The sequence below is a fragment of the Peribacillus sp. YIM B13482 genome (assembly GCF_042787975.1).
In the GTDB taxonomy this organism is placed as follows: Bacteria; Bacillota; Bacilli; order Bacillales; family DSM-1321; genus Peribacillus; species Peribacillus simplex_A.
In genome coordinates this window covers 15,591-41,028 of sequence record NZ_JBHZPF010000039.1, presented here as the reverse complement: position 1 = coordinate 41,028, position 25,438 = coordinate 15,591, and the positions used below count along the sequence as shown (strand labels likewise).

Sequence of the window (25,438 nt, the reverse complement as noted above, 5' to 3'; positions counted from 1 at the left end):
AAATTTCTTTTAAGACACGAAGAGGCACCTAACCAAAATGAAATGACATGTTGGTTAGGTGCCTTCAGTTTTTCTGATCAGCCCAATGATTTACTTATTCAGCTTCTACTGGCAAAAGCCTAGCTAAAAAACGATATCTTTCTTTTAGGGAATATTTATAAACATCCTCTATTGACTCTTTCAACAACTTAGATTTTGCCTCTTTTGAAAATGAACTCTTCTTAATAATCATCCTTGCTTCAAAAAGGAATTCAAGATACTCTTCAAATGACTCATCATATACTTCCCCTAAGTCATTCCGGATTTTTTTTGCCAGTGTCGGACTTGCTCCATTGGTAGAAACACTTATGGAAAGCATGCCTCTATTCAATGTAGCCGGAATATGAAAATTACCCAGCTCATGATTACTAATTACGTTTACTAACTGACTTTGGGATGTATTCTCATAAACTCGTTCATTAACTAATGTAGAGTTTGTTGCAACTATGATTAAAAAGGCATCTTTATAGTCGGTTTCTTCCACTTCTTTTAGTAAAACTCGAACCTTGCCTTCTTTTTCCAATAGTTGAAATCCCTCGCATATCTCAGGGCTTACGATGGTCACTTCAGCACCAGCTTCCAACAAGGGGCCGGCTTTAAAGTAACCTATTTTTCCACCGCCGATAATGACACACTTCTTGTTCGCGATATTAAGCGTAATTGGATACATAAGCTCCCTCTCCACTCACTTCATGAATTCGTTCTGATATTGCATGTTCAATCTTTGGATGATAACCTAAGTAACGGCAAAGTATGATTTTTTGCCTTCCCTTTTTTTGGATCTTTCTCAGCCTATTTTCGATTGACTTCATTAAGATACCAGTAAACAATAGGTAAGGAATGATAAAAACTTGGTTTGGTCGGGATTCCTCAGCAAAATCCAATGCTTCTTCAAAGCTTGGTGTGGCAGCTGTCAAATAACATTCCTGGACCCGGCTTTTAGGAAACCTGTTCCTAAGCAAATCCGCTATTCGGCCTAAATCCCTTTTCACATCGGGATCACTGCTGCCCCTTCCGACCAATAAAACCAAAGAATCCTCAGTAACCCGCTCTTTTGTTTCTTCCAACCGTTCCACTAAAATGTCAACCATTTTATCACTGACACCAATCGGTCTTCCGTATCTCAAGTCAACTGCAGGGAACCGTTTTTTCATTTTGTTCAATATGACTGGTATATCATATTTTGCATGTACAGCAGTCAGCAATAGAACGGGAATAGCGATGATTTTCGTCGCTCCTTTTTGTACACACCGTTCGTAGGCGTCTTCTATCGTTGGAGTTTCCAATTCTAAGAAGCAATACTCCTGAATGGAATTTGGCTGTGCTGCCATACAAACTTTAATAAAGTCAATGGCTTGGGCTGAAGCTTCTTTAACGCGGCTTCCATGGCAAATGTATAAAATGGCTTCCATTAAAATGCCTCATTTGCCAACAAATTTTCGGCTTGTTTTGCTTCAAACCATTTAATTTTTTCACGCAAATTAACGACATCGCCCACGACTATCATGCAAGGGTTCGAAATCTGTTCGTTTTTGGCCGTATCCACTACATTAGCCAAGGTACTGACAGCTGTCCTTTGTGTTTTTAAAGTCCCCCAATGGATGAGAGCTACCGGAGTCTCTGGACTTTTTCCATGCTCCATAAGTTTTCCTTGAATATATGGCAGGTTTTTAACACCCATGTAAATGGCTAATGTATCGATTCCTTTTGCAAGGGCTTCCCACTTGATATTATCCTCTTCATCCTTTTTCCGATGACCGGTGACGAACGCGAAAGATGATGCGTGGTCCCTATGTGTAACTGGAATTCCTGCATAGGCTGTAGCGGCAATTCCAGCTGTAATTCCTGGTACAATTTCAAAGCTCACTCCACTTGTGGCAAGGGCTTCCGCTTCCTCTCCGCCTCTACCGAAGACGAATGGATCGCCACCTTTCAATCGGGTGACGACTTTTCCCTTTTTTGCATATTTGATCAGGAAACGATTGATAGTATCTTGCTGCAATAAATGGTAATCCGGAAGTTTACCGCAATTAATCAACTCTACATCGGCTTTTGCATAATTTAATAGATCTTTATTGATAAGTCGATCATATAAAATGACATCAGCTTCTTGAATGCATTTTAATCCTTTTAATGTAATTAAATCTGGATCTCCGGGACCGGCTCCTACTAGATATACTTTCCCCATTTATGCAACCTGCCTTCCCTTAGAGAATCGTTTCGAATTCCGATAAAATGAAACCAGCTCCATTTTTAATTTTCTTTTTTTCGTATAATGAGATGTCGTCCACCTCAGGCATTTTCAAATAATGCTTTTCCAGCTCGATATCAACAAGTTCAAACGCCTTTTCATCTGAATCGGCAACAATGATGACATGGATTGGCTCTTCCTTGATAGTGACTTCAAATCTGTATAGATTCATGAATTGCTTACCTTCCCCTATTAAACGGCCACTTCGGCCATTATATCATCAAGCTTACTTTGTAACTCTGCTATTCCTACCCTTTCCACAAAATCAAGGAAGGTTTCGGATAGAAGCTTTGTTTCTTTGAAAAATAGGATTAGTTCTTTCAGAACATGATAGAGCTGTTCAGCTTCCACTTTTCCTTTAAGTTTTTCATTGAACTTCCCGCCTTCATTCAGCGTTCCTCCGACGTATATCTCAAAAGCTTCGACCATCTTTTTGTCCTGATTTTTCATTTTTATGCCTTGAAGCCCTATTTCGGCGATTGCTCTTTGACCGCAATTATTCGGACAACCGACCATATGCATCCTTACAGGCACATCGAGATCTATTTCCTTGTCCAGTGTTTCAGAAATGGTCCTCATTCGTTTTTTTGTTTCAACGAGTGCCAGGTTACAATACTCGATGCCTGTACAAGAAACGGAATAACCAATGAATTTTTTTGGTTGATATGGAAATCTTTCAAAGATGGATTCCTGTTTTAATTCCTCAAGTTTTGCATCCGGCACATTTGGAATGATTAAATTTTGAGAATTACAGTTGCGGATTTCACCATTTCCATATTTCTTCGCAAGTTCGGCAAACTCGATCACTTCGTCTGGATTTAGACGACCAACTGGTATATTGACTCCAACATAGTTCAGACCATCTTGTTTTTGTTTATGGATGCCATAGAAATAACCTGCATTCCATCCCTTCACTGCACTTTCTCCCTTTTCAGGAAGCGGCCCCGTGTATTCCAGCAATTTTTCCTTGAATTGTTCAGGACCCCAGTCAGCCACAAGGAATTTCAATCGGGAGCGATGACGCTTTTCACGGTAGCCAAAGTCACGGAATATGGTCGTGATGGCTGCTGCTACTTCGACTGTTTTTTCAGGTAAAATGAATAAGTCAAGTTCTTCTGCCAGCATCGGAACGGAGGAAAGCCCCCCGCCCACTTTTACGTGAAAGCCAACTTCCATTACTCCATCAATTTCTTTTGTAGCTGGATTGAATGAAACACAGTTGATTTCAGCATTCGAAGCATTATGGATATTAGCACTAATGGACATTTTATATTTCCTTGGAAGGTTCGAATAGTCTTCGTTAAGGCGGAAATACTCAAATACATCATTTAGGACTTCACGTGTATCAAAAATTTCGTCAGGGTCGATGCCAGCTAATGCATTCCCGATGATATTACGTGTGATATCACCGCATGCACCGGCCGTAGTCAGTCCAACCTGTTCTAAACGGCTTAAGATATCCGGGACTTGTTCGATGGTCAACCAGTGAAATTGAATGGCTTGACGGGTTGTAATATCATATACATCCCTCCCATAATCTTTAGCGATGTTAGCTAGTGCCATTTGTTGATCATAAGTCAGGATACCTCCGGGAATAACGACACGCATCATCCAGTAACCAGCTTCTTTTGGCCGTTGCAGGTATAGGCCTGCCCATTTGAACATATCCCAATTCTCTTTAGGAATGGAATCAAAACCATTTGCAGCGTAATGTGGAATATCATCGAATATCTTCAATCCGTCTTTTTCCAATTTCCAGATTTCCGTTTTATTTTTAGCGATTAGTGGATTTTCCGACCAAAATTTCTCGTAAACCATTACATTTCCTCCTTGATTAGATCGCTTTCTTTGCTGTCAAATAGCCGATTACCTGTTCAACGCATTCTTCAATGCTGTATTGGTCGGATTCTAAAATGATTTCCGGTTGTTCAGGTTCTTCGTATGGAGAGTCGATTCCGGTAAAGTCTTTAATGATTCCCTTACGCGCCTTGTCATACAGACCTTTTGGATCACGCACTTCGCACTCTTCGATCGGACATTTTATGTATACTTCAATAAACTCGCCTTCTTCGAGTAAATCACGTACAATCTGCCGATCAGCTCTAAAAGGTGATATGAAGGCGGTCAATACGAACTGCCCACTATCCACGAAGAGCTTGGAAACCTCACCTATCCGCCTGATATTCTCGGTTCGATCCTCTTCAGAAAAACCTAAATCTTTATTTAAACCATGGCGGATATTATCACCATCCAAAACATAACTTCGAATATTCCGATTATATAACTCTTTAGCGACCGCGTTAGCAATCGTTGATTTTCCGGAACCCGAGAGTCCTGTAAACCAAAGAACTGTGCTATCATGCCCGTTCTGCTTCCGGCGGAGCTCCTTGGTCAATGACGTTTCATGCCAAGTGACATTCGTACTTTTACTCATATAATAATCCCCCTCATCATGTGATCCTTCAATTTATGTCCAATCAGTTATAAACTTCATTCTTTTTTAGACCTTCGATCAGCACCTCGATGACTTCTTTACGGCTAAAGGTAGCTGGAGGAATTTCTCCATTTCGCAACATTTCCCTTACCTTCGTTCCGGAAAGGATGACATGGTCTTCCTTTCCATGCGGACAAGTTTTAGCTGAAGCCATATTGCCACATGCTTTACAGTAAAAACTATGTTCAAAGAATAATAGTGTGATCCCTAATTCATCCGCGTTAAAATTCCCAAAGATTTTTTGAGCATCATATGTGCCGTAATAATCGCCCACACCCGCATGATCACGTCCGACGATAAAATGGGTGCAACCATAATTTTTACGGACCATCGCATGGAAAATGGCTTCTCTTGGTCCTGCATAACGCATGGCAGCAGGGAAAACGGCAAGAGAGACACGATCCTTGGGATAATATTTATCAAGCAGCACTTTATAGCTCTCCATTCGTACATCTGCCGGAATGTCATCGGATTTAGTGGCCCCTACAAGAGGGTTTAAGAATAAGCCATCGACAATCTCCAAAGCTGTCTTTTGAATGTATTCATGCGCACGGTGAACAGGGTTCCTCGTTTGGAATCCGACAACGGTTTCCCAGCCTTTTTCAGCAAAGGCTTTCCTTGTCTCAACTGGGTCCAAATAATGGGCTTGAAATAGCGGACGCTTTATTCTCTTGACTAATTTTATTTCTCCGCCGACATATACATCCCCGCGGTTATATAAATTTCTCACTCCAGGATGCTCCCCATCATCCGTTTGATATACTAAAGTCGCTTCCAATTGTTTATCGGGAGTGAAAATATCAGAAACGGAGAGGACCCCATATGTTTCACCCTCATGAGTCAGCTTCACTTCTTCACCTATAATAAGAGATTCTGCAGCTTTTTCAGTCAAAGGCAGCGTAATCGGGATGCTCCAAACATGGCCGCTGCTAAGTCTCATATCCTTGACAACTGTCTCATAATCACTTTTCGTAAAGAATCCTTTAATCGGACTGTAGGCACCAGTGCCTATCAATTCAAGGTCACTTAATGCTATTTCATCAATTTCGATTGACTTTGTTATTTTACTAAAATCATATTTTGGTTCCCAAAGATCGATTAATGTTCCTCCGTGCGGTAGACTGATTGTCATGCTAATTTCCCCCTATGGTTTCTATTTATTTTAAGATAAATGCAATCCGCATTCTGTTTTTTGCGCACCTTGCCAACGGCCTGAGCGTAAGTCATCGGCATTGATGGCAGGTGCCGTACACGTTTTACAGCCAATGCTCGGATATCCATTATCATGCAGGATATTATACGGAAGTCCATTTTTGTGGGCGTAACGCCAAACATCTTTCCATGTCCAATGAATGAGTGGACATATTTTAATCGATTTGAACTTATTATCCTTGTTGATATACTCGGTCAGCGCCCTTGTTTCGGATTGCTCCCTCCGCAGTCCAGAAAGCCAGGCTGTTGCCGTTGAAAGCACATCAGTAAGCGGAGTGATTTTCCGGATGTTACAACACTTATTGGAATCACTAACCCATAATTCATCTCCATATTCCGCTGCTTGTTCCTCAAGCGTCAAGGCAGGTTTCTTCATTTCGATCGAAAGCTTTGGATATCTCTTTTTCACTTGATCGATCAGTTGGTAAGTTTCCTCGAAATGTACATCTGTATCCAGGAAAACAATTTTTGCCGATGGGTTGACCTTCGCCAATAAATCCGTAAGCACGATGCCTTCAATACCAAAACTACAGGCATAAATGAGTTTGTTTCCATATTGTTCATTCGCCCATTGCAGAACTTCCAAAGCACCTTTTGTCTCACTATCTTCAGGAAATGCAGGTAAATCCCCGGTGTTGAAATTTTCATAATTTATTAATGCAGCCAACTTTATTACCCCCTCTAAGAACTTGCTCTATGTTTCACAGGTTAGAGTAACTGTAGATCAATTCCCGTTGTAATCTTCTCGAGTTATATGATCCTAGGAAAAAGAGACGAATCTAACCAATACTCTTTTTATATCAGTTAAACCCGCCTCTAGTTTTTCTAGTCAGCAGATACCTTATTTAATTCTTAGTTTTTCATTTCTTTCCATTTGAATGATTTTACCATCTTGGACAATAAGTGTAATGGATCCATATTTCATTGAATTAAGCATTTCTTGAAGTCGTTCAAATATTTCTGCAAGCTGATTCTCTTTATCCAAACCTGTTCCCCCTTTAAGGAATTCCGGAATATCTTTTTTTAGAGGCTGATTAAACGAATTTCTTAAATTTATATAATTCCTAACAACCTTACATTGCTATGGTTTGCCAATAATTTTTTCGAAAAACAAAAATCTTTCCATGATGGAAAGATTCCAAGGTAAATATTCATTACCTTATCTTCCAAAATGATCAACATTTTGTTGGATGTAGCACCTTGCATATCATGCAGGTTGCTGGACTTCAAAGGGCCAATTCCCTCCGTCGCTCTGGATAAGTTTTATTATTTTAAATATTAACATAAATTTAATCCTTGTCAATGGAGTTTTCTTATAAATTAACTTGGTTTAATATACTGGATGAACTGTTATTTTTATACACACTATTCCATTAATGATTTTATGTTCATTTAAATACGAAAATAGACTCATTTTTTTAGTTAAAGTCTCCAAAAAAATGCGCCTATTTCATTAATTAGCCTATTATTGACGTCTGGAATTATTTTTTAAAAAAATATTCGAATACCAGTCCTTTTGTTGAAGTCGATAGCTTGCAGCCATTAATTCCTTAATTGAATCGCTTCTACAAATTCCTGAACCTGACTCTGAACCCGATCCACTAAATTCAAATCATTAATCGGGTTTTCTGAATTCTGTTTATCTATTTCCTTATCCACAAAATATATGCCCTGCAACGGCTCGCCTTTCAATATTGAAATTAATGGTTTAAGCGCGTAGTCTATCGCCAATAAATGCCTGTTACTTCCGCCAATCATAATTGGCAGCACTGGCTTTCCCTTAAAAGCTCCTTCTGGCAGCATATCAATCAAGGCTTTCAATATGCCTGTGTAAGAGGCCTTATATACAGGTGAACCAATAATAATTCCTCTAGCTTCTTGAATTTTTTCTGAAAGCTTTAAAATTTCTTCACTATTATATTTCCCCTGGAATAAATCATCTGCTGAGAATTCCGTAATTGAGTAATAAGTTGTGGTAAATCCTTCTTTTTCAACTAAAGATTGAATATGTTTTAGTGATATGTCCGTTCTTGATGGAACCGCTGGACTTCCTGATAAAATTACGATTTCGCTCATTATAAATCCCCTCCATGTTACATGATTTCCAGATAAAATCCTCATAATGTCATATCGTGCAGTATGTATTTATCGTAATAGTCTGAAAAATATAAGTCAAATTTTACACTCCTGTTTATTTAATTCACGAATTGACTTCGTCAATAAGAATGATCGCTACCCATTCAAAAATAAAACGGTCATATTTACGACTTGATGCTCATGCCTTTAAATATGACCGTTTTATTATGTATGATTGTTTTTCCCATGAATACCATAAACCAAAAGTTGAGCAATGCTCTTAATTCGCTCAGCAGTAAAATATGGTTCCTTTTTCTGTTGATGAATCTCATAATGAGTGGATAACGCCAATGTGAAGGAAATGATCCCTACATTAAATAGAATAATATCAGAAATATAATGTATCTCTCCGCTATCTATTCTTTTTTGTATTTCTACATGTTTGGCATTCGGCTTGAAAATCTGATCCACATATTGCTTTGAAATATCTTGATCGAATTGCGTTTCCCGAAATAATATCGAAAATTGTTCTTTATTTTCCAGAATTTTGTTTATCATGGTGCAAACGTGATTCTCCACAAGATCATCCGTAGATAGATGGCTAGTCCCGTCTTCAGACTCCTCTTTTTCATTAGGAGTAATTGTAGCCAGAAGCAAATCTTTTTTGCTTTCAAAGTATTTATAAATAGTAGCTTCGGAAACATTGCATGCAGAGGCAATTTCATTCGTTCTTGTCATGTCAAAACCTTTGGTGGCAAAAAGCGTCCGGGCTACATTTATGATTCGTTCTTTGGTTTGCTGCCCTTTTTTCAAAAATATCAACCTTCTTTTATAAAGATAAGACCGGTTTCACCAATCTATTTCCCATGATATCTCGATGGTGCTAATCGGTCAATATTACCTTTGATCTATAGAAATCAATATTCCCAAATATCATATATAGAAAATCATTTAAAAGATGCATAGCCATCATCAACCATGACTACACTTCCATTAATTGCATCCGCTTCTTCCAAAGATAATAGATAGACAGCATTTGCGATTGCTTCTGGCTTAATTAATTTACCGCGCATTTGACTTGCATGCAATTTATCGATGATTCCCATATCCTTATAGCCTTGTATGATTGGAGTGTCAACACCCCCTGGTGCAATGCCCACTACGCGTATTCCGTAAGCACCCAATTCCAAAGCAGCTGTCTGTGTCATCATCCTTACGGCGCCTTTAGACGCTTGATAGGCGAAAGTCCCGTGGGAAGCTAAGTAGCCAAACACAGAGGCTGTATTTATAATGACACCATTGTTACCTAGTTCCTTCATTTTTCGTCCCGCTGCCATGATTCCAAAGGCCACTCCATGCTGGTTCACACCAATCGTTTTGAAGTACCCTTCCATATCTTGATCGAGGATCATCCCACCGCCCCCGATGCCGGCATTATTAAACATGATATCGATCCTTCCGTATGCTTCCACCGCTTTATTGATTAACGCTTCAACCTCTTCAAGCTTAGAAACATCCGTTTTTACATAAATGGCCTCTCCGCCATCCGCTTTAATCCGTTCAACGGTTTCCTGTCCCATTTCATCATTAAAATCCGCAACAACGACCTTGTCCCCTTTTTCTGCGAATTTCAAGCATGCTGCTCGGCCAATTCCGCTTGCTCCTCCTGTAATAACTGCAACTCTTGCTGTCATATACATTCCCCTTTCAAAGCCAAAATAAAAATGTAAGTAAATACTTACTTTTTTTATTATAGAACTATAGAATAGTAAATTCAAGCAATATATTATTTTAATCACTTTCAGTCAATAATGCATAAAAGTAAAAGCTGTCCTATCATTAGGATAGCTTTTACTTTGGTTAACAGGTTTTCAATTCTTCTTTAAATATGGATGTCTTCACCATTTCTATGAAAAGCTGCATGAAACGATCATCCCCTGTTAATTCTGGATGAAAAGCACTGACAAGGACATGTTCTTGTCTCGCAGCCACAACATTCTCTTCATAAACAGCCAATATCTCCACATCTTCTCCAATACCATCCGCGAATGGCGCCCGGATGAAAACTGCCTTAAAAGGTTCTTCCAGTCCTTTGATTGATAGTTCGGCCTCGAAACTATCCCTTTGGCGGCCAAACCCGTTTCTTTTCACGGAAATGTCCATTAGTTCAAGATAGGCCTTCTCATCACCATTCAATTCTTTGGCCGCCAATACCATCCCCGCACATGTACCGAAAATAGGTTTTTTATGTTCGAAGAAAGTTTTGATCGGTTCCATAAATCCGTATCGATCCATTAGCTTTCTCATCGTAGTGCTTTCTCCGCCTGGAATGATTAAGCCATCGATTTCATGCAACTGTTCGGGTTTTTTTACTATTATTGCTTGTTGGCCGGCAGCTTTGATTTGGTTCAAGTGTTCTTCGACTGCACCCTGTAATCCCAAAACACCGATAGTTATCATATTACCATCCACGTTCCTGCATCCGTTCTGCTGGAGCTAGTTTAGAAATATCAATTCCTTTCATTGCACTGCCCAACTCTTTGGACAACCGGCCAATCAACTCATAATCGGTGAAATATGTAGTAGCTTGAACGATTGCCGAAGCGAATTTTTCTGGATTCTCTGATTTAAAAATACCAGATCCCACGAATACGCCATCTGCTCCCAATTCCATCATAAGCGCTGCATCTGCTGGAGTGGCAATTCCGCCAGCAGCAAAGTTAACTACAGGCAATTTTCCTGTCCGTTTGATTTCTCTTAAAATTTCGAAAGGGGCACCGATATTTTTTGCTTCAGTCATTAATTCATCATCACTCATGATGCTCACTTTACGAATTTGGGACTGTACCTTTCTCATATGACGCACAGCTTCCACAATATTACCCGTACCTGGTTCTCCTTTTGTACGAAGCATCGATGCTCCTTCGCCAATACGGCGTGAAGCTTCGCCTAAATCACGGCAACCACAAACGAAAGGAACTGTGAAATCACTTTTTAAAATATGATATTCTTCATCGGCAGGAGTCAGCACTTCACTTTCATCGATATAATCCACTCCCATGGATTCCAGAATCCTTGATTCAACAATATGGCCAATCCTTGCTTTAGCCATGACCGGGATAGATACAGCATTCATTACTTCCTCAACGATTCGCGGATCCGCCATTCTTGCTACTCCACCAGCAGCACGAATATCTGAAGGAACCCTTTCCAATGCCATGACTGCAACAGCACCTGATGCTTCAGCGATTTTTGCTTGTTCTGCATTAATGACGTCCATAATTACGCCACCTTTTTGCATTTGTGCCATTCCTCTTTTTACTGTGTCAGTTCCTAATAATTTTTCCATTTCTCTTCCCCCTAATATTTGCATTTTTTAGATTTGTTAGGCTTAGTATAAAAAAATGTTGACCGCATTGAAAGTGTCAGTTTTAATAAATTTAATGGGTTCAGTTAATTTTATCTAAAAAGGTGGAAACAAAATGAATATGCTAACTTGTGATTTAAATCGATTTAGTGAAGTTCCTTTGTACGAACAATTATATTCACATATTAAAAAAGAAATCATTGATGGCCGTCTACTTTACGGCACAAAACTGCCCTCCAAACGTAAATTGGCAGAGTTCCTTCAGATTAGTCAAAACACTGTCGAGACTGCATATGAACAATTAACTGCTGAAGGATACGTTGAAGTCATACCAAGAAAAGGTTACTATATTCAAACATTTGAGGATCTAGAGTATACACAAACCAACCAAGTTTCCTTGGAAAAAATTAATGATAAAGAAGGGGAAGTGTTGTATCATTTTCATCCCAGCCAAATTGACACGGAAAACTTCCCTTTTGAAAAATGGAGAAAATACACGAAAAATAAAATTGATGAAGCACATCAAGAACTTCTTTTACTGGGGGATTCTCAAGGAGAATATGAATTACGATGTGAAATTGCCCATTATTTGTATCATGCACGCGGAGTTCAATGCGTTCCCGAACAGATCATCATTGGTGCAGGAATGGAAATTTTATTGCAGCAGCTTGTCCTTCTTTTCGATAAAAATACCATTTATGGTGTTGAAGATCCAGGGTATCACTTGATTCACCGGATATTACGCAGCTACCCAAATGAAGTCCATCCACTGCAAATTGATGAAGAAGGCGTAAAGGTCAACCCAATTGAGAATTCAAAGATCGACGTAGTGTATGTCACTCCATCACATCACTTCCCCTATGGGACAATCCTATCTGTTAACAGACGGACTCGATTGTTGAACTGGGCTCAAGGTGCAGCAAACCGCTATATTATCGAAGACGATTATGATAGTGAATTTCGTTATAGTGGAAAAACAATTCCTTCCTTACAAAGTATGGATGCTGGTGAAAAGGTGATTTACTTAGGATCATTCTCCAAATCTTTGATGCCATCAATTCGGATCAGTTATATGGTTCTTCCCGCCCCATTGTTACAAATGCATCAACAGGAATTATCCTTTTACCATTCAAGCGTTTCACGGATTGATCAACATGTGTTGACACAGTTCATGAAGGAAGGGGATTTCGAAAAGCATTTAAATCGGATGAGGAAAGTTTACAGGCGCAAGTTGGATAAAGTGATCGATCTGTTTAAACCCCATGAGCAAATAAACATCATTGGTGAACGCTCAGGATTACATATCGTTCTCATCGTTAAGAACGGCATGGACGAACAGACACTTATTCAAAAGGCAAACAAAGACCATATTAAAATATATGGACTTTCCACATATTCAATCGAAAAAATTGACGAAAATCCTCCAAAAATCATTTTGGGCTTCGCGGGGATTCCTGAAGATGAATTGGAAAAGGCCATTCACCTTTTATTGAAATCATGGGGTTTATGAAGACGTGAACTTCTTTAAGTTTGTCGATTAAAATGGGGTTCGGAATGCTCTCATCCCGATTCCCTTTCATGATTTTAATATAAGACTTTTATTTGTGATGAAACCAAATTGAGGAATTTTGCGACACTCCTGCCAAAAGTCTGGAGCCTCCTCACCGCTAGATGCTTGCGGTGAGGAGCTTGGCAAGGAACCGGCGGGAAGAAGCCTATTTCAATATGTGGACCGCAAAAAGAATGCTACGGAATCCGAATAATGCGGAACGGTCGAATAAAGTGCGATGTAGGACGAAAAAGTACGGTGTACGGCCGAATATTTGCTCCGGCTGAAAACAACTGAGACGTTTTTTTAAAAAAATACTGCAGGCAAACTCGCTTTTCTTCGAGTTTGTCTACAGTCTGAGAAGTTCACTGTCGTGAACTTCTTTTTTTAACTATTAGATAAATATTGTTCCAACATATCCTTTGGTACCATGCTACCACCTGTCGCCCAGATGATATGTGTGGACTGGTTCATTTTATCCAGCAGTAACATGGAAGTCATCATACTGGAATCTAATCCTGAAGGCCTTCCGACAGCCAGTCCATCCGCTTTAATCAAATTATCGATTCCAAATTCCTGTGCCGAGACTTTATCATGAAGACCTGTCATCAATCCGGGCGTCATGCATGGTGAATACGTCGGCTCTGCAAAAAACAATGAACATCATCCTCGAAGGCCAGCTTGAGCTCATATTTGATACCACCGGGACCACCGGGACCACCGCCGACACCGCATGGTAAGTACACAAATAAAGGGTGATCTTCGTCAATTGGAATTGGCATATCTTTCAGCTGATTCTTCTGGCGTGTTGCAGCCGCCGCGTAACCGAGCAGCAGAACCATTGAATTTTCATCATCAATAAAATGGCAATCGGGATTAAGTGAGCTTCATAACGGCCTTCTTACAGCTTTACTATCATCATCATATACTTTTACAATGACACCAAGACTTGTCAATTTTTCCTTTTTCCACTGTTTGCCATCTACCGACATATGGACGTTACGAAAGGCATTAACAATATAATTTGCGAACCTATCCAATCTGTCCTCTGCCGATTTAACTCTGTTCCGCTTGGACGATTGGATCTTCTTGAACGGCTCCGTAATCTGGATTCAGCAAGAAGACTTCCATCCATCTTTATAAGATTTTAAAGTAATGGATCTTTCGCCTTCCACTCCGTCATCGATAAAACCTGCGATTTTTTGCTTCTCCATAGCAGTCCCTCTTAGAATATGTATAAAAACAGTATTCATCATCTGCTATAACGCAACAAACTGCCATGGAGATTAATCATTTTTTTAGGGAAAATCAGCTTAGAATGTCAAATTCACTTTTAATTTCCCTCGCACACTATTAATAAACCAAATTTCCTCAGCGCTATTAAGGTCAGTTTTTAAAATGGGCTTTTCCTTGATTTCCTTCTTCCTTATTAATTCTTGACGAAAAGTTCCAGCGAGCAGACCTGATTCCACAGGAGGGGTATAGTAGTCACCATTTATCTTCACCACTACATTCCCGTTCGTGAATTCCGTGATGAATCCTTCTTCATTCCAAAGTAGAACGTCAACGAAGTCAGGATTATTCTTTTGAAAGCCTTCATATACATCACGATTAGTCGTCTTATGACAAAGAAAGGGATTTCCACTTGATATTGGAGTTTCAGCCAAGATAGCCGTTAATTCTGAATCAAGCGGCTTAATTGCTTGTCCGGAAACTTCCATTTCACCATTTTCTTTAAGCAGTACCCTTACCTTTTGCAATTTGCCTTGGTTTAAATCCGCATACTTTTGGAGTTCATCTCTAAGTTTCATTTCAAAGAACTGATAATTGAAGTAATCAGCAGATTGTTTCATTCGATCTATATGATCATTCAACAAATAATATTCGCCATCGCTTAGCTTCATCGATTCCAATAATTCGTAAGCAGGCCTTTCCACCGTCAATAATTTGGCCTTTAAAAAGGCTTCGTCATATTCTTCGGTTAACTCGGAATCCCAAGTGATTCCCCCGCCTACCCCATACTCGGCATTACCTGTTTCCTTTTCGATCACGACCGTACGAATCGGCACATTAAAAACTGCTTCGGATTCAGGGGTGATAAACCCGATTGCACCGCAATAAACTTCACGTGGTGAATTCTCGATATCAGTGATGATTTCCATTGTTTTTATTTTAGGTGCACCTGTTATCGAACCACATGGAAAAAGGGCCTTGAATATATCAATGATTGTTGTTCCTGGTTTCGTATCAGCTGTTATTGTGGAGGTCATTTGCCAAACGGTCGGATATTTTTCAATTTCCTTAAGTTTTGGAACCTTGACGCTTCCTGGTTCTGCAATCATTCCCAAATCATTTCTGAGCAGGTCCACAATCATGTAGTTTTCAGCTTGATTCTTTTCCGAGGCTGCTAACCAGTCTGCATTGTATTGATCCATTTTCAGTGTCGTTCCCCGCTTTACCGTTCCTTTCATAGGCCTTGTAATTAGCTGATCATCTTCCCAGCGGAAAAACAACTCGGGTGATGCCGAGAGGATACGATGTGTCCCAACGTTCAAATATGCACTATAATTCGATCGTTGAGCTCTCTTCAAGCGATCAAAGAAAGCGAAGTCGTCCCCTTCGAACTTGGATTGCAAACGCATCGTATAATTCACTTGATACGTATTGCCTTTCTCAATTTCGGATTTTATTTTTTGAAAGCCCGTATGATAGGTTGTTGAATCCATTTCTGATTGCCATTCAGCTAACTTAAAAGCCCCTGGCATTTTTTCAGGGAATTCTTCCGGTTTATCAAAAATACCGAACCATAATAATGGCATTTTGGCTCCATCTTTTACTTTAAAAGATTTTTCAAAAGCAGGTGCCGCTTCATAGGATACATATCCCGCTGCATAATGCCCCTGGTCGATCGCTTCCTGGACTTTTTGAAATTGAGGAAGGACATCCCCAATGGAATGGGCAGTAAACACTTTTTTCGGCTTCGTAAAATAGAGCGGCCTGCTCTCACCTTGTTTATCTGTGAAGTGAAATATTAAGGATATAGGATCTTCTCGTTTCATTCTTCTCTCCTATCTTTGTTTAAAGAGTCAATCGGTATGTATTTTATAAAAAAGCTTGCAGACAAGTGATCTGCAAGCTCATTCATTGACACTTATTTCATTCCAGTAACTTCTGCAATGATTTCATAAGAACGAAGGCGTGCATTCTGATCATAAATGGCAGAGTTTATAATCATTTCATCCGCCTGTGTTTTATCTAAAAAGGTCTGTAACTGCTCTTTTACCTCTTCCGGATTTCCGATAATGGAGGCATTCAATTGTTTCATGACAATGGCCTTTTCATATTCTGTCCAGATGCCTTCCATCGTATCAACTGGAGGAGCAAGTTGTCCAGGTGTGTTCCTTATCAAATTCAAAAACTGCTGTTGATAAGATGTGGCAATCCTTTGTGCCTCATCAGTTGTATCAGCTGCAAATACATTGACACCAACCATCACATAAGGTTTATCGAGAACGTCGGATGGTTGGAAATTATTGCGGTAACGAGCTAAAGCCGGTTGAGTATTTTCAGGGGAAAAATGGCTTGCAAATGAAAATGGCAATCCAAGCTGTGCTGATAATGCTGCACTGAAGCCGCTTGAACCAAGAAGCCAAATCGGGATGTCCTGTCCTTCGCCAGGGATGGCCCGAACACGATTATGTTTAGAATCCGCATCTAAATAACTGCGGAGCTGCGCCAATTGTTCAGGAAAATCCTGTCCATTATTACGCACATCACCCCGGAGCGCCATGGCAGTATATTGGTCGCTTCCCGGAGCGCGCCCCAGTCCTAAATCTATTCTACCGGGATACATTGCTTCCAATGTTCCAAATTGTTCTGCGATAACCAGTGGTGCATGATTTGGTAGCATTATGCCTCCAGAACCCACACGAATTCTTTCTGTCTTCCCTGCAACATATCCTATCAGCACGGAAGTTGCAGAGCTTGCGATCCCAGGCATACTATGGTGTTCTGCAACCCAGAAACGGTTGTAGTTCCATTGTTCCACATGTTTTGCTAAATCTATTGTATTTTTAAAAGCTCCCGAAACTGTACCACCTTCAACAATTGAAGCTAGGTCCAGTACGGAAAAAGAAATGTCGCTAAGTTTTTTTCCATGTTGATCAGCATTCATATCTTCAACTTCTTTCAATTATGATATTAAATGGACGCAAAGTCATCATATAGAAAATGCACACAAAATGCACATAAAATGCTCGAAGGGGATTAATTGTTAAGGAGTTCCTTAGCAATCAAGCGATAAGAATTCAGCCTGTCCTCCAATTTATGAGTGATGGTTATCAGCATTATTTCATCTGCTTGATATTTTTCCTGAATTTCCAAAAGGCGATACTTCACTTGAGAAGGTGTACCAAAAATCAGTTTTTCATGCATGGTTTCCATCAGTACTTTTTCTTTTTCAGTCCAATCATGATTCCTTACCTCTTCTATACTTGGAACCTGTTTTCTGTTCCTTTGTCCAATTTGTATTTTCCATAGGGTGTTGCTAAGAGCGATTTCTTTCGCAAGTTCCTCGGTTTCTGCACATATGGCCGCAACCGAAACGATCGTTTTTGGCTCTTCAAGAAAACCTTTTGTTTGGAAGTTTTCACGGTACTGTTGAAGACTCTTCAATCCATCATTTTCACTCATAAATTCACCAAATGCGTATGCAGTACCATTTTCAGCAGCAAGTTTTGCACTTTTCCCGCTTGTTCCCAATATCCACGGTTCAGGCGGTACCTTTGGGATAGGAGCAGCAGAGGTATTTGAAAACAAATGTTCTTTCGGGAATTCATCTCTAAGAAAATTCAACAGTTCCTGAACAAGTTCAGGCATTTTGTAAACATTCTGCAAAAAATTATCGGATAATGCCATCGTAGCTTCGGCAGATCCCCCAGGAGCACGTCCTATGCCCATATCGACCCTGCCTGGAAATAGGGTGGCAAGCATATTATAAATCTCTGCTATCCGATATGGCTTATAATGCGGAAGCAGAACTGCCCCAGATCCAATTCGTATATTTTTTGTTTGCGCACCAATATAGCTTATCAATACCTCTGGAACGGAACATGCCAATCCCGGCAGATCATGATGTTCAGTTAACCAGATCCTGCTATAACCGAGTCTATCTCCTTCTTGTGCAAGTTGCAGTGAAGCCTGCAATGCCTCTTGTGCTGATTGTCCGGTTGCAATTGGTGATTGATCTAAAATGCCCAGTTTCATTTTGTTACCTCCTTTCTTCTCTTTCGTAACGTAATGGTAAATCATAATTAGCCGAAAGTCGCCTGAAAAGCTTGGTTTGTTATTTTAGTTTGCAACCTTTAGCGGAAATTATATGGAGTTGAATCCAGACTGGAGTTTGTGAGTGGAATATATATTCTGACGAGGTCTTTGGTTTAATATATTATTATTTTAGAAGGTGTTCCTATTAATATTTATTCTATCGAGGTCACTTAGGGAATATACACTTTGAAAAATGAAGAAAAGCCCTAATATAGGGCCTTTCCAGAGCTATTCACTTTTTATGAATTGAGATAGTAATTCATCAGCCATTATTTGCGAATCCAAACGAGCCGCTATAAATGGGGGCTGGATCCGATTATTGGACTCTACGGGCAAACCTAACCAGATTACTCGTTTATCAAAGATGATAAAGGAAAAGGAAACTGGTGAACAAATAAAATGATCAGAGATGATATCAGGGTTCCTTTTTGCTGATATGATCGTCAATTTCACTGCAGGGTTTCGTTTCATTAAAAACTCTTGCCATTCTTCCGACAAACTGTTCAAATCCGGCACTGCTATTACCAACTCTTGTTTTGTTGATTCAATATCTTCCAGAAAATCGCCTAACTTACGGGCATGCATCCATTTTAATTTCGGGTGCTGGTGTTTAACCCATTTTCCAATGTCTTTCTTTGACACAATCTGATCATTTTGAATTTGATGATCGACAAGTTGACGAAGTGTTTTGCTGCGATAAACATGTTTGTTAACAAATGAAGTGTCACTAACATGTACGAACTTACCCTTAGTCCTTGTTATTGCAACGTTAATGAGCCTTTCACTTTCCCTTCCGGTCAATAACATTCCTGCCCTGTTTTGCGGATAACTATCAACTGTGTCAAAAATCATCATCTCCCGTTCGCTTCCCTGGAAACGATGTACAGTTGCAGCGATGATATCGGCCGTTTGCCGTTCTTTGGCATATAAATCATCCAATAGTTTTTCCATCAAGTCTGCCTGAGCACGATACGGAGCGACATAACCAATTGACCTTGTCCCTCCCACATAAGCTTCATGAATCAGTTGAAAAGATAAAAGTAATTGCCATATATTCATTCTCGAGTGGGAAGTGCGTTCCGTGATGCAATATTCCCCTGATAAGCTAGTATCTACAAGTGCCGCCGCCTTATTGGCAAATGGTTCCGCCAGCATTATGCTCTCCCTGCTTGTGGCAACACTTTCATGATCACCTACAAAATTGTTATAGACGACACGATTAGTGAATGCTGAAATATCCGGATGCATGCGGCGCTGTTCTTTTAGTAGGAATAAATGAGGATGAAGTTCCCCTTCCTCCACAGACTGAGCAACACCCGCCCGATGAAAGATGTCTTCCTTTAGCCAAAGTTTCACAAGGGAATCACGAGCGGAAGCAATAGGCGGCAATTGTTTGAAATCACCACAAACGATAATATGTTTGGATAACGCTGCAGCGAAAGCCACCTGTGGTACGTAAGCCATGCTCGCTTCGTCCAAAATTACTAGATCATACTCCTTTTGATAAACCGTTTCATCATTTGCGGCCTTTGCCAAGGTCGTTCCGATGATTTTTGCTTCTTTTACGAATTGCATCTCTTTATGGCGTATTTTCTCCAAAACTTTTGCCAGTTTTTTCTCTATCTCGATTAATTGATCCGTATCCCTTTTGCTGAAGGAGCCAGCCAAGTCATGTTTTAATAAACGTTTCTCTTCAGCTAGCTGTTCTTTTTCGTTAATTAATGCCGGTTCATGTTTACCTAAAAGTTGCCCCGTAACAATATCATCATGGATGGCAAGGGATTCACCGATTTGAGACCCATAGCGAAGCACATCGCCTTCTTTGAAAAGATCTTTCTTTTTAATGAATGAAGAAATTTCAGCCATCAAAACATCGACAGCCTGGTTGCTATGGGACAAGACCAGCACTTTTTTATCTTGTAAATAATGATTGGCCACCGTACGTGCCAATGTATAGGTTTTTCCTGTTCCAGGTGGACCCCAGACAAATGTGACAGGATTGAACTTCGAGCGGGCATATAATTCTTTCACACTGCTTAATTTTTCATTTACAGGATGTTTTTGCGGCATGGACGGATCCATCAGGCGTTTTATCCGAAGCCTTTTCTTTTTGCTTCTCTTGATTTCGTCCAAGCGGATAATCAATTGTTCAAGCAATTCCCATGGATCATGGTATAAAAAGGCTTCGCCGATCATATCGCCTAACGAGCGATCAAAAACAATGATTATACTTTTCCCTTCCGATGAGAGAATCCTGCCATCCTGTTTAATTCCTCCCCATTCAAGTCGAACGACGGAACCGACAGGAACTTTTATCGATGAACCTGTTTCAAAATAATAGCTGAAAGAACCGTCACTTGTAAGCAGATGACCGTTCGAAACCAGGTATTTTGTGCTGCCATATTTTTTTAAATGCAGGATTTCAAGCTGAAGTGCCTGCTGCCATTCTTTTATAAAATTAACTGTTGAATTCATTTTTTCACTTTCCTCACAAAATATGCCATTGAAGTATTAAGAAGCTGGCCCAGTGGCTAGGCTCTGATGTAAAATAATTTACTGTCCATATGGAATTGTTTACAAAGGCACCTGTTTTTTTACCATATAAAAGAAGGCCCAATCAAAAGATTGGGCCTCTCATACGCCAATAGTGTAACTATAGCATTTTTATAACAGACACACCATGGGCTCTTTTGGAAGAAATGGTTTAGATTAGCCCTCTGACAACTCTGTGAATTCGTCGACAAGATCACTGAAAATCCTCATTGCGTTTTCGATTGGATCAGGTTTAGTCAAATCTACGCCTGTTTTCTTAAGCAGCTCCAATGGGAAATCGGAACTCCCGCTTTTCAAGAAGGTCAAATAACTTTCAAGAGTTTTTTGGTCCCCAGAAAGGATCTTATCTGCGATTGTAATTGCTGAAACGTAACCAGTGGCATATTTGTAGACGTAAAACGGACGATAAAAGTGTGGGATGCGTGACCAGCCAAACTTCACTTCTTCATCAAAAATTATCTCATCTCCATTATAAGCACGGAATATCGATTCATAAGCTGTGTTAAAAACCTCGACATTTAGAGGCTCATCATTTTCAGCTTTTTCATGTACGATCTTTTCAAATTCCGCAAACATCACCTGTGTGAAGAATGTTCCTTTAAAACTATCTATGAAATGGTTGAGTAAGTGTTTTTTCTTTTTCACGTCTTTTGTTGTTTTAATTAAATGGCGAATCAGCAGGATTTCATTCACTGTGGACGCAACTTCAGCAACAAAAATGGAATACCCTGCACTTATTTGCGGCTGGTACTTTGAGCTATAGTATGAATGCATGCCATGTCCGGATTCATGTGCAAGTGTAAATACACTGTCTAAATCATCACGGTGATTTAATAAGATGAAAGGATGAACACCATAAAGTCCTAAATTATAAGCGCCTGAACGTTTTCCAGGTGTTTCCCTGACGTCGATGTATCTTTTTTCCTTAAAGGTTTTCAGAATTGTGATATATTCTTCGCCAAGAGGTTTCAATGCTTCCATCATCAAAGCAAATCCATCATCGTAAGAAATCTCCTCTTTAGCACCTTCGACCAATGGTATACTTAAATCATATGCACGTAGTTCTTCTACACCGAGCAATTTTTTTCTTAAATTGATGTATTTATGCATGGGTCCGATATTTTGTTTAGTAGACATAATCAAATTATCATATACTTCTTTTGGAACCTGATCTCCGAATAAGGATTTTTCCAAGGCAGATGGATAATTTCTTAGTTTTGAAAGATTCACATTATTCTTGATTGCCGTAGAAAGTGTGGAAGCGATGGTATTTTTCAACTGTACATATGGCTGATAATATGCGATATACGCCTCTTTTCTCTTATCACGATCATCGTGTTCAATCAATTTGGAATACATTCCTCGTGTAAGCTCAACCCTTTCGCCGTCTTCATTCGTGACTTCCCCAAATTTAATATCAGCATTGTTGATCATCCCGAACGTTTTTTGTGGTGCTGAAAAGGCTTCGCCTACTTGAGAAAGGACCTCTTCTTGTTCTTTCGTTAACACATGGGATTTATAGCGATAGGAATCCAGTAGATCTTCTTCAAAATATTTTAAGCCCTCGATTTCTTTTATGTACCCTTTTAATGTTTGTTCTTCAAGACTCAAAAGAAATGGCATGAAAAAGGCAGATGCATTACTAATTTTTTGCCCTAACTGACCTGCTCTATCTTGTAATGCCTGCGATGAGGTAACCCGTGTATCCAAATCTGTTTGTAGCATGGCATATACATATAGCTTGTTATAAATGTAGCCGAGTTCCTCACTTAATCGTAAATACTCGAACAAATCTTTAGCAGACTGAATATGCCCATCATAAGTTTTTAATTTTTCTGTCATCCTAAGGACTTCTTGATAATCTTTTTCCCAATTGGCCTGATCATCGTAAATATCCTTTAAGTTCCATGTTTCTTCTTCTTTGATTTCATCACGTGATTTAAACGTTTGCATATGACACTTCCTTTCAGGCTTATAGGCTTACCCTTTATTATAATCGACTTTCAGAAAAATCTGCATAGAAAAACCAGTATGCTAAAAATACATACTGGTTTTCTTTTTTATCAATTAGAATTTTGCTGCAGTTTCAGCAACCTTTGCCAATCCTGCTGCAACGATATCCTGTGTACGGTCTGGATATTGATTATGTCCCTCGATAACAACTGTTTCCGGGTTCGTTATGCCCCATAATTTTAAATTCATCGTTACGTATTTCACTGCCATTTCAGCAGCTTCCATTCCAGGTAAAGCATAATCCGATCCGCGAGCATTAAGTACAGCCACTTTTTTCTCAGGAATAAGACCAACTGGGCCTTCAGCAGTGTATTTAAAAGTTGTACCCGCTTGGGCAAGATAAGAAATATATGTTACAAGTGGAGCTGGTACAGTTGCGTTCCATAGTGGGAAGGCAAATACCACTTTGTCGGCAGCAAGGAATTGATTCAAGTATTGTTGCACGATATCAGCAATCTCCACTTCTTCCTCAGTCAATTCCATACCTTGGCTGCGTTTATAAAGGGCAGTAATTGCTGTATTTCCATAGTATGGTAAGTTCAGTTTAAATAAGTCCAATTCAGTTACTTCATCGTTACTATTCGCTTCCTTGTATGTGTTCAAAAAAGCTTCATACATTTTCACGCTAATGGCTTGATCCGCTGGACGGTCATTTGATTTAACAAATAATACTTTAGACATTGTCAGTTCCCCCAATAGTTAATTTTTTTATATATTTGCCATGAAAAAATAGTACAGTTTCAAAATAAATATTCAATCCATATATCTCGAATTAACTGCAATTACTACATTCACATTATAAGACTGATAATCCAAGAAGGCAAGAAATATGTTTTTTATATTAAAATGGGCATTTCAGGAATTTTCTCTTGGTTTTTTTACAACCCTAAAGTCATAATAAACCGAGAGCAATTTGCCCTCGGTTAAGTTAACTCTTTATGATGGAAGGGACATTTCCCTTTTATCGGCTCTATATCATCCCCGATGAAAAATTGTTTCCATTCATTATGATCTACATCACCAAAATGACTGATATCAGGATGTTTAGGCAGGTTATCCCATTCCTCTACTCGTTCACGAACTTTTTCACGTGACATAATCCCGCCTTTTTCCGTTCCTTCTAATCCTTCAAAAATCATCCGGGGTTGAAATCCAAGAACAAGGCTATTTCCTAAATCACGGGTTTTTCGCTGTTTATAAGCAGGTGCATTGCCAAAGACGAAGATTGGTTCACCTGCAAAATGATAGTCCCATAAATAATGCTCGGGATCTTTCGGCTTTTTAATTGGCCAAGGTTTTTTATCCTCTTTATGTAGGTATTGCAGGATATCCCAAAACTTTTTTCGGTACAGTCCTATATCTCCCTCTATTTGTTCAGGCTCCATAAAGACAAACAGGCCATGCCTGATATATGGTGGTTCTTGAAATAAATCCAGAAAACTTTCCACTGCTTTTGGAAGATTGGACCAATCTTCCTGTGTGATATAAGCATAACGAAGTTCCCCTTTATTTTCAGCTTTCATACCAAAATAACAAGGAAACGTTTTATCCTTCACTGTATTATGGAAAGTTTGATATTCTTTAATTAGCCATTGCGGCACTCGATCGGGATTTGTCATATCTTCTTTCGTTAACAAATTTGAATTAACAGTCAGCATCATTGTTCTCCTTAAATCGTTTTACTAAATGATACCCACTATAAATAAACTAAAACATCTCTCGAACTGCCAATCACCACAATCAGGTACACCTCATGTAAATTCTTCTTTATTTAAGATTTGATAAGTGCCTCCCCGTTCCATTGTGATTCCAATTCCCACTCAAGAAATGTAATACCGGTTCAGCAAAAAAACAATTGACTCCGCATGATAATCATTTTCTTTCCTTTAGGTTAACCTAACAAAAAACAAGGAGTGATGTTTGATGGCAAGGAGAAAAAAAATTCTGGTAGCTGAAGCGCGAAAAGGACTCGATGATTTAAAAGCCAAAGTTGCTGGTACAAAGAATCCTGAAGAGGCCAAGTTTGAAGTAGCAAAAGATATTGGCGTACCGCTGAAAAAAGACTATAACGGTGAGCTGACATCCAAGCAGAATGGAAAAATAGGCGGAAAGTTAGGAGGCGGCATGGTCAAGGAACTTATAAAGATGGCACAGGAAAACTTAGGAAAAAAACATTAACCTTTCAATCCAAAATGTTACGCTCGCTTCAGTAGGCATATCATCGAAAACTGACAAAACGAATATTTTGGGACTTATCATGATGGAGGGCAGTTATTGCACTCGCAAAAAAGCTACCCTTCTTGGGCGGCTTTTTTTAAAAATTAATGATGGTCACGGGTAAAACTCTTGAAATTTCTGAGCTTAATAATTCCGACGACTTCGGATAGTTAGTGGCAGCTGTATCCCTCAATATTGCAGTCAGCATTCTCTCCTATGTGTCTGGCTAATTCCATATCACTGAAGTCAGAGGATACCCAAGAACAAATAGGAAACCCGGAGCTTTTCTACCACTTTCGCTAAGATCCCTTTTGAATCTTCATCATGTATTTTCACTTTAAA

23 protein-coding genes, 1 pseudogene and 1 riboswitch are annotated in these 25,438 nt (G+C 39.4%); of the genes and pseudogenes, 2 read left to right on the top strand and 22 right to left on the bottom strand.

Features of this window, described 5'->3' with window-relative positions; genetic code table 11:
• Positions 1 to 94: 94 nt before the first annotated feature.
• The 14 genes from ACFX4L_RS17575 to pdxS all read right to left on the bottom strand — a co-directional run bounded on the left by ACFX4L_RS17575 (position 95) and on the right by pdxS (position 11,421).
• Positions 95 to 709, bottom strand: coding sequence for an NAD(P)-binding protein (locus ACFX4L_RS17575; protein ID WP_284470632.1), 615 nt, complete (start codon positions 707 to 709; stop codon positions 95 to 97).
• Complete coding sequence (locus ACFX4L_RS17570) at positions 690 to 1,451, bottom strand: sirohydrochlorin chelatase (RefSeq protein WP_061463376.1); 762 nt, start codon at positions 1,449 to 1,451, stop codon at positions 690 to 692. Before ACFX4L_RS17570 ends, ACFX4L_RS17575 begins: the two co-directional genes overlap by 20 nt.
• Complete coding sequence (gene cobA, locus ACFX4L_RS17565) at positions 1,451 to 2,227, bottom strand: uroporphyrinogen-III C-methyltransferase (RefSeq protein ID WP_284470631.1); 777 nt, start codon at positions 2,225 to 2,227, stop codon at positions 1,451 to 1,453. Before cobA ends, ACFX4L_RS17570 begins: the two co-directional genes overlap by 1 nt.
• 19 nt (positions 2,228 to 2,246) lie before the next feature.
• The gene (locus ACFX4L_RS17560; protein WP_061463378.1) at positions 2,247 to 2,462 is read right to left on the bottom strand and encodes a DUF3906 family protein; all 216 of its coding nucleotides are present in this window, start codon (positions 2,460 to 2,462) and stop codon (positions 2,247 to 2,249) included.
• Between the two features lie 20 nt (positions 2,463 to 2,482).
• Positions 2,483 to 4,108 (bottom strand): nitrite/sulfite reductase, encoded by a 1,626-nt coding sequence (locus tag ACFX4L_RS17555; protein WP_284470630.1) that lies wholly within the window; start codon positions 4,106 to 4,108, stop codon positions 2,483 to 2,485.
• Positions 4,109 to 4,124: 16 nt separating this feature from the next.
• Entirely contained in the window at positions 4,125 to 4,724 is a 600-nt protein-coding gene (gene cysC / locus ACFX4L_RS17550) for an adenylyl-sulfate kinase (RefSeq protein ID WP_284470629.1), read from the bottom strand.
• Positions 4,725 to 4,767: 43 nt separating this feature from the next.
• The gene (sat, locus tag ACFX4L_RS17545) at positions 4,768 to 5,916 is read right to left on the bottom strand and encodes a sulfate adenylyltransferase (protein ID WP_377385720.1); all 1,149 of its coding nucleotides are present in this window, start codon (positions 5,914 to 5,916) and stop codon (positions 4,768 to 4,770) included.
• A gap of 30 nt (positions 5,917 to 5,946) precedes the next feature.
• On the bottom strand, positions 5,947 to 6,651 hold the full coding sequence (locus tag ACFX4L_RS17540; RefSeq protein ID WP_250211839.1) for a phosphoadenylyl-sulfate reductase: 705 nt from the start codon (positions 6,649 to 6,651) through the stop codon (positions 5,947 to 5,949).
• Positions 6,652 to 6,837: 186 nt separating this feature from the next.
• Positions 6,838 to 6,954: a YezD family protein gene (locus ACFX4L_RS17535; RefSeq protein ID WP_375166291.1), complete on the bottom strand. Its 117-nt coding sequence runs from the start codon at positions 6,952 to 6,954 to the stop codon at positions 6,838 to 6,840.
• A 198-nt stretch (positions 6,955 to 7,152) separates the two neighbouring features.
• A riboswitch (SAM riboswitch) is annotated at positions 7,153 to 7,259 on the bottom strand.
• Positions 7,260 to 7,538: 279 nt separating this feature from the next.
• The gene (gene ssuE / locus ACFX4L_RS17530) at positions 7,539 to 8,072 is read right to left on the bottom strand and encodes an NADPH-dependent FMN reductase (RefSeq protein ID WP_284470628.1); all 534 of its coding nucleotides are present in this window, start codon (positions 8,070 to 8,072) and stop codon (positions 7,539 to 7,541) included.
• A 225-nt stretch (positions 8,073 to 8,297) separates the two neighbouring features.
• A complete protein-coding gene (locus ACFX4L_RS17525) occupies positions 8,298 to 8,885 on the bottom strand; it encodes a TetR/AcrR family transcriptional regulator (RefSeq protein ID WP_089364662.1) in 588 nt (195 codons plus the stop codon).
• A gap of 134 nt (positions 8,886 to 9,019) precedes the next feature.
• Positions 9,020 to 9,766, bottom strand: a complete 747-nt coding sequence (locus tag ACFX4L_RS17520; RefSeq protein ID WP_089364661.1) for an SDR family NAD(P)-dependent oxidoreductase — start codon at positions 9,764 to 9,766, stop codon at positions 9,020 to 9,022.
• A gap of 166 nt (positions 9,767 to 9,932) precedes the next feature.
• Entirely contained in the window at positions 9,933 to 10,532 is a 600-nt protein-coding gene (pdxT, locus tag ACFX4L_RS17515; RefSeq protein ID WP_061463386.1) for a pyridoxal 5'-phosphate synthase glutaminase subunit PdxT, read from the bottom strand.
• A gap of 1 nt (position 10,533) precedes the next feature.
• On the bottom strand, positions 10,534 to 11,421 hold the full coding sequence (gene pdxS / locus ACFX4L_RS17510) for a pyridoxal 5'-phosphate synthase lyase subunit PdxS (RefSeq protein ID WP_089364659.1): 888 nt from the start codon (positions 11,419 to 11,421) through the stop codon (positions 10,534 to 10,536).
• Positions 11,422 to 11,554: 133 nt separating this feature from the next.
• On the opposite strand from pdxS, the gene pdxR reads away from it, so the two are divergent.
• Entirely contained in the window at positions 11,555 to 12,949 is a 1,395-nt protein-coding gene (gene pdxR / locus ACFX4L_RS17505) for a MocR-like pyridoxine biosynthesis transcription factor PdxR (RefSeq protein WP_089364658.1), read from the top strand.
• A 426-nt stretch (positions 12,950 to 13,375) separates the two neighbouring features.
• Here pdxR and ACFX4L_RS17500 read toward each other — a convergent pair.
• The 8 genes and pseudogenes from ACFX4L_RS17500 to ACFX4L_RS17465 form a co-directional block, all read right to left on the bottom strand.
• Positions 13,376 to 13,986 (bottom strand): annotated as a pseudogene (locus ACFX4L_RS17500) (D-serine ammonia-lyase); the annotation flags it as partial.
• A 315-nt stretch (positions 13,987 to 14,301) separates the two neighbouring features.
• Complete coding sequence (gene pabB, locus ACFX4L_RS17495) at positions 14,302 to 16,047, bottom strand: aminodeoxychorismate synthase component I (RefSeq protein ID WP_377385713.1); 1,746 nt, start codon at positions 16,045 to 16,047, stop codon at positions 14,302 to 14,304.
• 92 nt (positions 16,048 to 16,139) lie between these two features.
• Positions 16,140 to 17,162, bottom strand: a complete 1,023-nt coding sequence (locus tag ACFX4L_RS17490) for an LLM class flavin-dependent oxidoreductase (protein ID WP_377405743.1) — start codon at positions 17,160 to 17,162, stop codon at positions 16,140 to 16,142.
• Positions 17,163 to 17,254: 92 nt separating this feature from the next.
• Entirely contained in the window at positions 17,255 to 18,253 is a 999-nt protein-coding gene (locus tag ACFX4L_RS17485) for an LLM class flavin-dependent oxidoreductase (protein WP_377385710.1), read from the bottom strand.
• A 288-nt stretch (positions 18,254 to 18,541) separates the two neighbouring features.
• Positions 18,542 to 20,788: an AAA domain-containing protein gene (locus ACFX4L_RS17480; RefSeq protein WP_284470622.1), complete on the bottom strand. Its 2,247-nt coding sequence runs from the start codon at positions 20,786 to 20,788 to the stop codon at positions 18,542 to 18,544.
• A 234-nt stretch (positions 20,789 to 21,022) separates the two neighbouring features.
• Positions 21,023 to 22,819: an oligoendopeptidase F gene (gene pepF / locus ACFX4L_RS17475; RefSeq protein ID WP_284470621.1), complete on the bottom strand. Its 1,797-nt coding sequence runs from the start codon at positions 22,817 to 22,819 to the stop codon at positions 21,023 to 21,025.
• A 114-nt stretch (positions 22,820 to 22,933) separates the two neighbouring features.
• On the bottom strand, positions 22,934 to 23,575 hold the full coding sequence (locus ACFX4L_RS17470) for an FMN-dependent NADH-azoreductase (protein WP_375166223.1): 642 nt from the start codon (positions 23,573 to 23,575) through the stop codon (positions 22,934 to 22,936).
• Between the two features lie 227 nt (positions 23,576 to 23,802).
• Complete coding sequence (locus tag ACFX4L_RS17465; protein WP_377405741.1) at positions 23,803 to 24,537, bottom strand: YqcI/YcgG family protein; 735 nt, start codon at positions 24,535 to 24,537, stop codon at positions 23,803 to 23,805.
• A gap of 265 nt (positions 24,538 to 24,802) precedes the next feature.
• Here ACFX4L_RS17465 and ACFX4L_RS17460 point away from each other — a divergent pair, with 265 nt between their 5' ends.
• Positions 24,803 to 25,057 carry an alpha/beta-type small acid-soluble spore protein gene (locus ACFX4L_RS17460; RefSeq protein WP_061463398.1) on the top strand — a complete coding sequence of 85 codons (255 nt, stop codon included), beginning with the start codon at positions 24,803 to 24,805 and terminating at the stop codon, positions 25,055 to 25,057.
• Positions 25,058 to 25,438 lie beyond the last annotated feature (381 nt).